The organism is Variovorax sp. P5_A3 (genome assembly GCF_056400665.1).
Window position 1 is genome coordinate 47,697 of the sequence record NZ_JBFUKW010000001.1, and the last position, 12,745, is coordinate 60,441.

The window sequence follows — 12,745 nt, forward strand, 5'->3', positions numbered from 1 at the left end:
GAGTCGATCAGCCAGTTCGAATACCAGGGGAACCGTCTCCGAGTAGCATGGCCGCCTCTTCGTCGCTCAGTGCATCCAGTTCGGACTGGAAGGCTGCGCTCAGGATATCGGCATCTTCGACAGCGGTTTGTAGGAGGGCCGCGAAAGTCGTGACCGTCGGTCGCGCCAGCAAGGCCGAAGCCGATAACTCGACGCCCCAGGCCTCGTTGACCTCAAGAACCACTCGTGCCGCCGAGAGGGAGTCCCCTCCGATGGCGAGGAAGTTGGCATCGAAGGCTATCGCGGGCTGGTCCAGGACTCGGGCAAATATTGCGGCGATTTGCGTTTGCAGGGGGGTCAACGGCTCTGCGACCGGCACGTCCGCGAGCAGCGATTTGAACTGCTGATGAAGGTTTCGGCGCCGGATCTTGCCGCCGGCGCCCTGCGGAATGCGATCGACCACATGGATGCATGCCGGTATCTTGAAGTCCGCGATGACCCCCAAAAGGGCTGTGCGAAGGACCTGCCCGTCCACCGTGCCGCCCCGCGCGGGCACGACGGCGGCATGGATGTTTTCCCCGAGCGTCGGATGCGTTGCCGGATAAGCCACGGCTTGCGCGACACCGTCCAATCGCAGGAGGGCCTGCTCGACCTCGAAGGGGGCAATCTTCTGGCCCCCGCGGTTGATCATTTCCCTGCTGCGACCCGCCAGGAACAGATAGCCCTCTTCATCAAACCACCCGAGATCCCCGGTTTCGAACCATCCGTCCCGAAAGGCGGTGGCATTCGTTTCCGGCGCATCTTCATAGCCGCCGAACACCGACGGTCCGCGCACCATCACGGATCCCGTTCGGCCCGCCGGCAAGGGATTGCCCTGGGCATCGATCACGCGCAGGTCTGCGCCGGCCGGCCGACCGACCGAACCCGGCTTTTGAGCGTGCGGAGTCAACGGGTTGCAGGACACTTGCCCGGCCGTTTCGGTGATCCCGTAGCCTTGAATGACCGGAACGCCCCACAGCGCCTCCATTTGAGACTGCAAGGCCTCCGGCAGCGCCGACGATGCCGAGCGAATCATTCGAAAGGCATGGGGAGGCGCCCCGGTGCCCAGGTGCCCGATGAAGTCGATGGCGACCTGGTGAACCATCGGCGAAGCGGTATACCAGGTGGGACGATATTCCGCGAGCAGCCGCACGAACCCGGCAGCCTCGAAAACGGGCGCGCAAACGACTGTGGAACCGGCTGCGAGGGGCGCCAGCAGGCCAACGATCAGGCCCTGGCTATGGAAGGCGGGCATCACCAACAGGCCGCGGTCGTCCGCGCGAAGTGCGAGGTGATCGGCGGTCTGCCGCGCGGACTGCACCAGTTGCCGCTGAAGGATCGGCACGCGCTTGGACTTTCCGGTCGTCCCCGAGGTCATCAGGACAAGGGCCGTGTCGAGGGGACCGGGCCCGAGCCCGGGCGCGGCCGGATCCGCGATGCCTTCGGAGGGGTCCTCGAGCCATAGTTTCGGGTCGAAACCCAGGGAGACCAGCCCGAGCGCCTGCGCCAGCCTGGCGGGCGCGGGGTCGTCCGGCAATCCCATGACCGCATCCGCCCGGGCGTCCTCGAGTTGGACCCGCAGTTCAGGCTCGGCAAGGCTTGGGTTGAGCGGGATGCATACGGCCCCGCACGCGATCGCCAGGCAAGACAGATCCAGTTCGAAGCCTGCGGGCATGAGCACGGCGATGCGCGCCGCAGACGACAGGCCCTGCGAAGCCAGCCACGGCCCCACCCGCCGAACGAAGGCGAACAACTGCCCGTAGCTGACCGGCCGCATGCCCGGCGCAAGCAATGCGACTGCCGCGGACCTCTCTCCCGCGTGAAGTGCGAGCAATTGCTCGAGGGTCAGAGCTTCAATGTCCTGCAAGACGCTCCCTTTCTGCTCCGGCGCGAAGCTTACGCCTTCAAGGCATCGACTCCCGTGTGGCCAACGTTACCTCGGTTTCAGAGGGTCGAGGTTGGGCCGTGAGCGTTCCAGTGTAGGGACGCGACGCGGGCCAAGGCCTTAGGGATTTGCCTAGAAGCGAAGCGCGGTCGGATGAGTCCTTGCGCGGGCTTTGATGGAGGGCTGGGAGCCTTCGATCAATGCCGCGCGCGAGCGTACCGCCGCAGCGGGCGTCGCCGATCGCGTGAGCTTCGAGGTGGCAGGCGCGAAGACCTATCCGGGGCGCGACTTCGATCTGGTCGCGTTCTTCGATTGCCTGCATGACATGGGCGACCCGGTCGGCGCGGCGAAGCACGTGCGCGAGACGCTGTCGCCGGACGGGATGTGGATGATCGTCAAGCCATTTGCCAACGATCGGCTGGAGGACAACATCAATCCGGTGGGGCGGATCTTCTACTCGGCGTCGACGATGATTTGTACGCCTTGCTCGCTGTCGCAGGAAGTGGGGCTGGGGCTTGGGGCGCAGGCTGGGGAGAAGCGGCTGAGTGGGGTTGTGCGGGAAGGTGGGTTCAGTCGGTTTCGGCGGGCTGCGGAGACGCCGTTCAATCTGGTGTTTGAGGCTCGGCCATAAAAGGTCTGAAGCGCTGGGCGAGGGTCACTCGAGATAGACCGATTGCTGTCATTCGTGCGCAAAGTGCGAATGCCAAGGACGGGCTCTACCCTGCCCTCCAACAGCGGCCGTCGTGCGGCTGCTGTGCAGCGAAAGCCGCCCTTCGACTGGCCAAGTGCGCATGACTGCAACCTGGCGCTCTGCGGGCGCTCATCGTTGCCGACGCCTTTGACATCGCCCGAAGTCTAGTAGGTGCACTGAGCTGGCCTGGCGGGCCGGAGAAGGCGGACCTTCCGCTCGCATGCCCCATCACCGTCCCGCAGAAGTCGACGGTTCAGCTACACCAGGCAAGGAATCACTACCGCTCTGACGTAAGCGAACGAAACCAAACATCCAACACCCCCGTCCGCACAACGACTCGGGTCGGCGGCGCTTCTCGACGTCACAGTCGCCAGGACTCGGAACACGCAGGTGTGTGGGCTGGTTAGACAAAGAAGACGCCGCCTTTTAGGGTCTCGTCAAATGCGTCGTGAGTGTTGCCCCGGTGAAGGAGGCGTACTTGCCAAAGGTAGAACGAACGAATCACCGATCCTTCGGCGGCTTGGAACTTGCGGTAGATGGTTCCGCGAGAGACCAAGGCCGAACCGCAGGCCCCACTCAGTGGCACCGGACGCACCGGACCCCACCCCGAATTCCAGTGGGCGTAGTTCGCCACCACTTGTTCATTATTGAGGATCTCAAGCGTGGTGCCCACTTGGCGCACCTCGGCCTGAGCAGTTCCCGACAGCGTCGGCACCAACAACCGAGATGGATAGAGGTCTAGTTGCAGGTATCCCATGCGACCGAAGTCCATCCGTCCGGCCAAAGGCAACGACGCCGACGGATCGTCCAGCAACTCATCGATTGGCAACGTGCCCAACCAAGACTTCCTGTCGAGCGGCGCCGTGGGCACGCTAGGCAATATGGGCATGTCGCGCCAGAAGGAACCGAGATAGTCAGCCAGATCTTGGTCAGGCACCTTGCTGTTGCCCACCTGCAGCCAGCGCACCACCGACACCTCCACGCAGCATCCCATCGTCATCTCGACAGGAGTGCTGAGCGCGATCAGCTCATCGCCGGGTCGTTCGGCCGCGACGCGATCGACAACACCTCGCAGCATTCCCTCGATCGCGGTCGTGTCCCCGCTGAAGTCCCCCCGTACCGGCACCCAGTCTGGACGTGACGGCCTCAGCGTGGCCAGCGTTGGATGAATGGGGAACGCCATGAGCGCCTGATGGCGCACGACACCGGACGGCAGTCCCCACAACCTCTCTGCAACAGCCAAGGTGCGCAGGTAGGCAGAGATCGCACGAAGGGCGGCGCGGGCGGAGTACGGGCCCACGAAACCTTTGCCCAGGGGCCTTGCAAAGTGCCAGATGTCGCCCTGCAGGGGGGCTTCGGGGTAGGCAGTCCCGTTTTGCGCCCACTCGAACGCCATCTGCCGGATCAGTGGGAGTTTGGTCCGGAGCTCCAGCCTGCTCAACGTGGTCCGAAAAATCCTGGCCAGATCCACCCCCTGTACCCCATCGAAATCACCAGGCGTTTCGAAGGCCTTCGGCGCCGCCTTGAGGTCGGCATCGAGCGACTGCACCACGAACCCTAACGCCTCGAGGAAAAGATTGGAAAGCAGTGACGGCTTTGGCGTGCGGGCTGGAAGTTCGGCATTCGGAGCGTAGCCATGGGCGCTCGCAGCCATCCAGAAGATGCAAAGCACCTCGACGACTTCTGCTTCGAGCTTGCGCGAGTGCAGCAGCCTCAGGAGTGAGGCTTCGGTCTCGGCGGTCGTCGCGGGATCCCCCAACTTTGTCGCAAGCTCCTGAATGGTCCACCACCGGGCAGCCGGTATCGGCCAGCCGAGACGAGCGATGAGAATTCGAAGGCCGTCCATCAAGCCCCCGGCGCGTCGGCAGCAGCCAGTTCGGTCCCCCAGCGCGGGACAGTCAACGGGAGAGTTCGGGTGTCTTCGAGCACGCAGTCGACCATGACCTGCGCGAACGCAACCGCCGCGTCGATGCGCCCCTGCTTCGCGTAGAAGTACACCATGGCCTCGCCCGGCGCCAATCGCGGCCGCTCCGGTTCACCGAACATGGCATAGGCCGTTTCGGTCACGAAGTCGTCGCATCGCGACGGGTAGTATCGAGCCACCAGGTCGAGCCGCGCTAGCGTTCTCTCCTCGCGCTCCATGTAGCCAATCCAGGCGCCACTGTTGATCTGCGCACTAACGAGGTACTTCCAGGCTGCCTTCAGGCCGCTTAGCCTGCGTCGAGTGTGGAAGGCATGGCCGGACAGGTGAAGCAGATCACGGCCTCGACCTCGATCGGACAAAAGCGGATCATCGAGCGCTTCGAGGAGTCGCTTCCCCTGGCCCTGGGCCTCCCAGTGCCGATACCAAGCCTGAAGCGCCGCGTCTTCGTCGTAGCCGCCTCCCGACAGTCGATCGACCAGGGCCTGCAGCTGCTCGGGCTCGAAGGCTGAGACATCACCATCGAATGGCTTGCGATCCGATTTGGAGCCCGCGTGTTCCTCCCGATCCAGCACGCCGATGTCCCACCCCCCGTGACCGCTGAGTATCTGCAGTCGCTCAGCGGCACCGGCAACGCCTTGCTTGGCAAGCCGCTGCAGCGCGTCGGCAACTTCCGGGTGCAAACCTGTGCGTAGCAGCGCATCGAGCGGCCAGCCGGCCTTAACGCCCTGCTCGACATACCGACTCAGGCTATTCTCTGCCTGAGACCACTGCCCGGCGTCGACGTGCTCCTCGTACTTGGCGGCCAATGAGGCGGGAGTTAGCTTGGCCAGCAGTGCGTCGGCCTTGGTCAGCACATGCCGGGTCCCGCTGCCGTCCGTGTAGTCCAGCACCGAGTGAACTTGCGCGGCCACCTGTGCCAACAGTTGGCGTGCATCCTTCGGCGAGGTTTCGACCAGGAAGCCGATCGCGTCGAGGGTATTGTTCAACGTGGGGTCCTTGCGATGCGAGAAGCCCGTTGCCAGCTCCCAGGTCTGCCGACAGAGCTCGCGCGCGTGCGTTTCCAAACGGTGAGCAACCGAGATCCCGCATAACTGCAGCGGCGTCTGCAGATGCACGCTGGTCTCTTGCCGCACTTCCGTGTCGAACTGCTCGCGCTGCGAGTGCACGAATGCCGCGGCGGCCTCATCGGACATCTGCGTCAGTAGCCCCGCGGCGTACTGCTCGCGGAACGACGTCGAGTCAAACCACGTGAACGACCCTGCGGCGACGAGCGTTTCCTCCGTAAGATCCGCCTCGCCGGCTTGGCCCAACAGGATGCTGCCGATACGGACGTCGCAAGCTACGCGATGCAGCCCGGCCCGGAAGTCGTCGGCTGCCGATTGCCAGTCGTAGCTCTGTCGAAAATGCCTGAACTCCACCGGCTCCAGCAGTTCGTAGAGTTCGTGGAAGTCGACGAACTCGCCGCGCCACCAGTGATGCGCGACCTGCGCCGCGACGCCCGCGAGCGCATCCAGGAAGTCCGTGATGTTCTCTCGATCGGCATAGATTGGTGCGCGTGCAAAGCTGAAGTTGGTCTGCCCTTCTGCGGCCATGCAAAGGCTCAAATGCACAGCGCCGAAGAACCAATGGTGCACCAACCTCGCGAGCTTTAGTTTGCGCTCGCGGTAGTCGAGCCCAAGCCAGTCGATTGGGATCGAGGCGTTCAAGGTCGTCACGGCCCGCGTATGGGCCGTCTCCACGGCTGCAACGAAGGGTGTTCCGGCGAGTGCATTGAAGTCTGGGCGCTCAACGATGCCCACTTTGACCTGAGCGGCGGCCCGGAGGCAGGCATCGCTCACCACGCACTTGCGCCGGCCGTCGGACATCGACGCCGCGAGCGACATCAGCTCGTCGAGTTGCCCGTCTTCGACCATCACCCGTACGCGCGGCAACCACCCCTCCGGGTGAGCCTGTGTCACGAGCCGCTTGAGCCCCTCCGGCGTGGTCCCCACCGCGCCCAGGCGCGCAAACGCACCCGCTAGGAATCTGAAGGCGTCCAATCCGTTGCCAGTGGAGTACTCGCTCGAGAACCGACTCGCGCCCCGGAAGCGCCGAAGCGTCTCCTCGCCGCATGCTTCGGCCACGACATGGTCGCCGCGCGCGCGCAGCGCGAGACCCAGCGCCGCCACGAGTTTGATGTCCGTCTCGTGTCTAGACGCAACGGCCTCTTGGATCACCCCATCGTCTGGCGCCAGCGTCCACGTATAAGAGACCAGCCGGGCCATGTCTTCGTCCGGCATTTGATACTGGCTGCCATCGACCATTCGAGCCTTCAGGTGCTGAAGCCGATAAGCCTGAGCAAAGTCGGCCCGGTCCAGCGCCGCGGCTACGGCGTCGGTGATCAACGTGTCGAACAGCGCCTGCGGGTAGCCTTCTTCCAGGCGCAGCAGGACCCAATCTCGGGTCAGGCCCGCTATCAAGTGACTTGGATTGCCGAGCTGTGCCTGCACTGTCCACAACCAGTTGACCCGCAATGCGTTCGGCGCCGACGTCTCCAGCCAGCGCGCGACCTCCGGCCGCAAGACCGCGATGCGATCGCTGTAGCCGTCGGTCGACCGCACGTACACGGCCAGGCTCTCGTGGAAGACCTTCAGACCGGCGGCCGATGAATGAAGCAGATGTTCCACCTTTTCGATCTCGGGCGCCGCCAGCTTTGTCGCGGAAGCAATCTCACCGAACGCAGCCCGCGGCCAGAAGAACGGGAAAGCACAAACCAGTCGCAGCGCATCCTTCAGGCTGGCTGAGAGGCGCTCCCATAGCGACCCGTAGTAGAACTTCGCGTCCTGACTCAGATCGCCGGTGAGTTGCTCGACGTCCCATCGCGTAACTCTGCCACCGGCAAGCACCAACGCAGAGGTCGCGTAGATGACATGCAGCGGGTGGCCGTTGGTCCTGGCGCGGAGCGCGGCGGCGGCACTCTGCAACTCCTGTTCAGCGACGGCCTCGCGCGCGGCGGAAGCCTCAGGCGCTTTGGCCCCTTCCTGCTCTTGATGTGCATGCGAATCGTCAGGTTCGAAGCCTGTACTCAGCCGACCAGCTTGCACAGCCTGATGCAAGTACGAAAGCACGGCGTCGCCTGACATTGCGGGAAGCGTCTTCCAGTTCGCCTTCGGCGCCGCGATCAACAGGTCAGCCGGCAGTTGGGTATCGTCCACCGGCTGCGTGCCCACAAGCAGCACCAAGTTCTCGGGACACGGCACCAACTGCGCAAACAGGTCCTCCAGCGGCTGCTTGTCCTCCGCGTTGACACGCCAGACATGATCGAGTCCGTCGAGAATCAAGACGAAGGGTTTGCCTAGTGCCTTGTAGTGCGTTGAAGCGGCTTCCAACAGCGCGCGCAGGCCACCCGCTTTTCCGGTGACGTCCGGATGAAATCGGTCAATCTGCGACCGGATCGACTCTTCGACAACATAGCTGTGCACGCGATCCCGACCGCGTTCCGTAGTGGACAGGAAGTAGTGGTGGCGGACCGTTGGGATGTTCTTTTCGGCGAGTGTGTCGCACAACGCGCTGAGATAGGTGCTCTTGCCGCGACCAGGCGGACCGGTCAGAACGACCGCCTTGCCGGCTGAACGCAGCGCCTCCTCGACGAAAGCGTCGTGGAAGTCGGCATCGGGCACCTCATAGCCCTTGGGGACCGCAAAGTCTTCCGGCAGCGGCGCTGGCGGCGTCGCCTGGAGGATCGCACGAAGATCCGGTAACGTGATCCAACCGGACGGCGGCGGAGAGTTCTTCTGTGTCGCCCAGTTCAAGGCGACGTTCTTGAGGACGGCGATGCCCTCTGGCGTCCCATGCGCGCGCAGCCGCGCGTTGACCTCGTACTCGAGGGTCTCGTAGCCCTTGTCGCTGTGCGTGATCTCCAGCCGGCCGAGAAAATCCTCACAGTCCTTCTTGCCGCCGAGTTCGGCAATGACCGCCGCGCGCCTCGGGTCAGGGACCTTTGCAAAATCAATCTTGCCGCCGGCCAGGCAGGCTTCGATCTCGGAATCCGGCCGGCGGTTGGTCAGTAGAGAGAGTTCGCCAATGCGTGCCGCGTCCAACGAAGCGTACGCGTCAAACCACTTCCTCAGCATCGACCGGGACCGCTCCGTCTTGCCGGATTTCTCAAGTAGCCAATCCCACGAAAGCGGATGAGCATCAGGGTTCGGCGTGAATTTGACCTGCTTGAGGTCTTGCAGTCCGTCCGTGCGCTCGACCACGATGTCGTCCAGACCCGTCGGTGCATCCGCCTCAACGTCACACTCGAATTTGACCTTCGCGTAGCGGCTCGGCGCATCCAGCCAGTCGCACAACACCCGCAACCCTTGCCGGTTCTGATAGATGTAGCCGGCGGCGGTGATCGCCGTGTTCTTGATGTGCTCAGTCATCGTCCGCGGCCCTGCACGTCGTCGCTTGCCGCTTTGACCTTCAGCCGATCTAGTTCAGCATAGATATGTAGCTCACAGTCGGTTGAAACGCGCCCTTTCGCATAGAGCATAGGCACCGGATTGCTAAAGACAAGATGGCTTTCGATGCTGCAGTCGCTCCCGAGCTTGAGAAACTTGGCGACCGCTACCTTGCAGGCCACAAGTAGGTCAAACCGGTTCAGATGCTTGCGCAACGAATCCGCCTTTCCGTTCGGAAGGACTTCACCGGCAAAGTCCATCAATTGCTCTGCAATCTCGCTATACGACTTCTTGAATTGAAGGTCCTTGCACTCCATGACTAACACTCTGCGACTGGGAGGGTCCCAGGCCAAGACGTCCACATCGCCGTAGTTCCGGTCAAGCTTGGCCGCGAATATCTTGGTAAGCGCAATTTCCGGTAGCACCTCCCAACCGAGCGCGGCCATCTTGGTCTTGACCTTCACATTGAAGTCGTGGCCATCGCGATGACGCGCAAACCCGGCGTACTTCTGCATGGCTGACCCGAGATGGTTGTCCGGAAAGTTCGCGTAGTAGTAATTGCCGACAATGAAGGAGAACGCATCGCGCAGCAGGCCTGGAGCAACCACCATGTGGGAGTCGACCTCATCCGAGACCTTTAGTATTGGCCGCCTCAGTAAGCTGAGTCTCCGCCGGAGGCGCCATGAGTCGATGTCTCGCTCCTGGTAACCAGGCGGAACTTGGCGCCAGGAGGGCCGCGTCTGAAGGGTGAGTGCCGAGACAATCGCCTCGCCAGCAGTCGCGTCGGTCGCTATCGTAACCAACTCGCTGCGGCGAATCCTAACAACTGGCTCTTGCCGGTCGATGCCACGGTTCTCGACCGCATCGACAAACTTCCGAAAAGCATCCAAGTCCGCGCCAAACTCGTCGCGCCAGGCGTGGAGGAATTCGGGATCCATCACATCGCCCACCTCCGCCGCGATGGCCGGAGGCTCTAGGTTCCTCGCGTAGCTGCGTGCCGAGCCCTTGTAGCGGATCTCGCTGGTTTTGCTTCCAAAGCTGGTCATCAGGCCGTCTATGATGCTGTGGTCGACGTGCACATCACCGATCGCCTGGATGACGACGCGTGGAGCCATCAACCCCCAATGGAGCAACCCGGACCAGCCACCGAGCTGGTAAATCTGGGACGCAAGCGTCATCAGTAGCGTATGGTCAACTTCACTGAGCCGGCGCCCTCCCTGCAGCGGGGACTCGCAAAGTGCCATTTCGACAAGTACCCGAGAGGTGAGAAAGACGGTGTTCAGCTTGAATTCATGATCTCGCATCGCCCCGAGCGCTAGCGCCTCATCAGTCCTGAGCCCTAGATTCGCCGCAGAAGTTCGGTGCCAACGCTCTCGCGAGACTGCCGCGACCTCGTAGTTCACCAGGAGCCCGTACAAGACATCCAGGCGATCCAGGGATCGCAGCTGCTCGCATAGTTCGTCCTCCAACTTCCGGACCAACTTGTTGAGGAAATTCCGGCCTTCCTCCTTGCCGAGGATTACATTGCCTTCGCTCTGGTGCCGCACCTTCCAACCGAGCCCAACCTTCGTGTTCCCATCGTCGTACTTGCTGACGTTCACCAACTTTTGCTGGTCAAGCACGGGTAGAAAGTCGCGGAAATTGCGAGCGGCCATCACATGAGACTGACGCGCCTTCTCGTTCGGAACAATCCGAGTGAACAGCGCATCTAGGTTGACCTGGGGTTTGCTCGCCAAGATTGCCACGCCACGGATTAACGCCTTGACTAGCGCCGCCTCAGCAATGTTCGCAGGGTTGAATAGAGCACGGTCAAATTGAGGATCAATCGTCAGCTGAACAGTTCTGTTGACATGATCGACCTCCAGTGCGATGGAGCCCTCGGCATCCTCCGCTGTGCCCCACGGCTCGGACGGATCAAGCAACTGCTGTGGCGCGGTAAAGATGCATCTCCAAAGAACTGGCCCGGCGCCAAGGCTCTGACCGATTGCTTCATCCAGGACCTGCGCTGCGCGGCGGCACCACGTGCCCAGCATCCGCCAGCGCTCATAGCTTCCCGTCGACACGCCGTCAGGCGAGCCCTGCTCAAACCACCAAGCGCGCGATCCGCCCCTGCAGCACCCTAGTGGTTTGCGGCCATCTTGAGGCTCTACCTCGCCGTAAACCGGATTCATGTTCTCGTCGTCGAAGTAGCTGCGTCCTTCGGCTTGAACTCTCCGCCACGTTCCGTCAACGAACTGCTCGGCATGCAGATCCCGTGACATGGCAACCGAATGTCGAGCATCGAGAAGCGCGTTTTGTCGGATGCTGAAGACGATGTTTGGCCAGTCGCACTTGGGGGTATGACCGTGTGGGGAATGAGGTGTCCGTCCAGCGACGCCCCCCAGGCTGCAAGGTTCAGGAAGCCATTGATGTTTTGGAGGTGAACTCCTTGCGCCTTGAGTCGCCGTTCGCCGTCGAGGATGCGCCACACCTCCAAGATCGACATGTCCGGCATCGACTCCAAAGCGAACATGTCAGCAGCAGCAAGGTGAACCACCTGCCACTGAGCCTGTCCATAGATTTCGAGGGCATACTGGACTCCTCTTCCAACGCCGCACGTGACCATCAGAACCAACCCGTGCTCAAGCGCCATGTTCTTGGCGCAAGCCTCTTGAGCTTCCGCGATGGATTTCTCCATACGGCTTTTCAGCGCCTCCGAAGGCACATATAGTCCCCTGAGACCACCTTCCTCGTACTCATCGAGGGTGTCGAGAAGACACAACAGGACCACGGGACGGCCGTGATCCACCTGCCAGGCCACACAGCTGATATATCCGCCCGCAGCGCGGCCAAATCCTAAGCTCCGGCCTAGCCCTCGTAGAAACCGCGACCGCTGGATCTCGTGCATGTACTCTCGGGCGAGCATTTGCACGAAGATTTCTCGGTTGTTTCCGGATCCCAAGACTTCAATGAAGAACCTTCGGATTGCACCGCTGACGGCCGTTGGGAGAACTAGGAAAAAGCTCCGACCAGCTATGGCCACCGGGAATCGCTCGAGGTCCGTGTTGCCGATAGCCTGGTCGAGCAAACCTCGGCGCTCTTCGACCTCGAAGGTGAAGGGCGCCAGGTGGCGTGGGATAACCCCAGCTTGCTTCAGGTCATCCAAACTGAACTCGACCAAGTCCTGCAATGCATTGAACTGCCTTGCGAGCTCCGTTGGAAGAACCTTTTCCTGCGCTTGTGAGCCTTTCTGATTGCGCGTCAGCCCAGCGCGCCGGCAAGCCAGGTCTGATAGCGTCAACAGCGCGTACACGCATTCGGTGATGACCTGAAAATTCGGGTCATCCGGCAGTTCATCGACCATGTCGATAAAACGCTGTAGATAGAACGTTCCGCTTTCCCAGGTGCCCTCAAGGACAAGAAAGTTGCCACGGGAGGACACCACGTTGCCGACGAACACATCTTCCGGAGGGTCCTCGGTGCTTCCATGGGTACGTCCGACGGAAGAAAAGCCCTTCAGCAGAATCCCTGACGACGCTGGCTGGTCGCCGTCTGCCAAGGCCATACTCAGCTGAACAAGTGCTTCCAGCCGAACACAGTTGCTTTGCAACGATGGCTTGAGCAGCAGGCCTCCAAACGCTGCGGCCAGCCTGATCGGATGAAACCTCCGCAGGTCGCGCGTGAACGGCTTGCAGCCATCTGCGACCTGTCGAAGACATACTGGCGATATTGAAGTCGCGATCAGCGCTGATAGCGCTTCGAAGTTGGGCAGTTCGCCCCCGTGCTCTTCCCTCATCTGCTCTTTCTGATCGTCAACGACCCCT

5 protein-coding genes and 1 pseudogene are annotated in these 12,745 nt (G+C 62.1%); 1 reads left to right on the forward strand and 5 read right to left on the reverse strand.

Features of this window, described 5'->3' with window-relative positions:
• Positions 1-7: 7 nt before the first annotated feature.
• Positions 8-1,885: a non-ribosomal peptide synthetase gene (locus AC1D3B_RS00195; RefSeq protein ID WP_478188653.1), complete on the reverse strand. Its 1,878-nt coding sequence runs from the start codon at positions 1,883-1,885 to the stop codon at positions 8-10.
• A 205-nt stretch (positions 1,886-2,090) separates the two neighbouring features.
• On the opposite strand from AC1D3B_RS00195, the pseudogene AC1D3B_RS00200 reads away from it, so the two are divergent.
• Positions 2,091-2,534: pseudogene (locus AC1D3B_RS00200) on the forward strand (class I SAM-dependent methyltransferase); the annotation flags it as partial.
• Between the two features lie 463 nt (positions 2,535-2,997).
• On the opposite strand, the gene AC1D3B_RS00205 reads toward AC1D3B_RS00200, so the two are convergent.
• From AC1D3B_RS00205 to AC1D3B_RS00220, 4 genes are read right to left on the reverse strand one after another with little or no spacing between them, the layout of a single operon-like run.
• Entirely contained in the window at positions 2,998-4,440 is a 1,443-nt protein-coding gene (locus tag AC1D3B_RS00205; protein WP_478188654.1) for a multidrug DMT transporter permease, read from the reverse strand.
• Positions 4,440-8,924 carry an ATP-binding protein gene (locus AC1D3B_RS00210; RefSeq protein ID WP_478188655.1) on the reverse strand — a complete coding sequence of 1,495 codons (4,485 nt, stop codon included), beginning with the start codon at positions 8,922-8,924 and terminating at the stop codon, positions 4,440-4,442. The genes AC1D3B_RS00205 and AC1D3B_RS00210 overlap by 1 nt, the downstream gene beginning before the upstream one ends.
• A complete protein-coding gene (locus tag AC1D3B_RS00215) occupies positions 8,921-11,203 on the reverse strand; it encodes a hypothetical protein (protein WP_478188656.1) in 2,283 nt (760 codons plus the stop codon). Before AC1D3B_RS00215 ends, AC1D3B_RS00210 begins: the two co-directional genes overlap by 4 nt.
• On the reverse strand, positions 11,110-12,717 hold the full coding sequence (locus AC1D3B_RS00220) for a hypothetical protein (protein ID WP_478188657.1): 1,608 nt from the start codon (positions 12,715-12,717) through the stop codon (positions 11,110-11,112). Before AC1D3B_RS00220 ends, AC1D3B_RS00215 begins: the two co-directional genes overlap by 94 nt.
• Between the last annotated feature and the right edge of the window lie 28 nt (positions 12,718-12,745).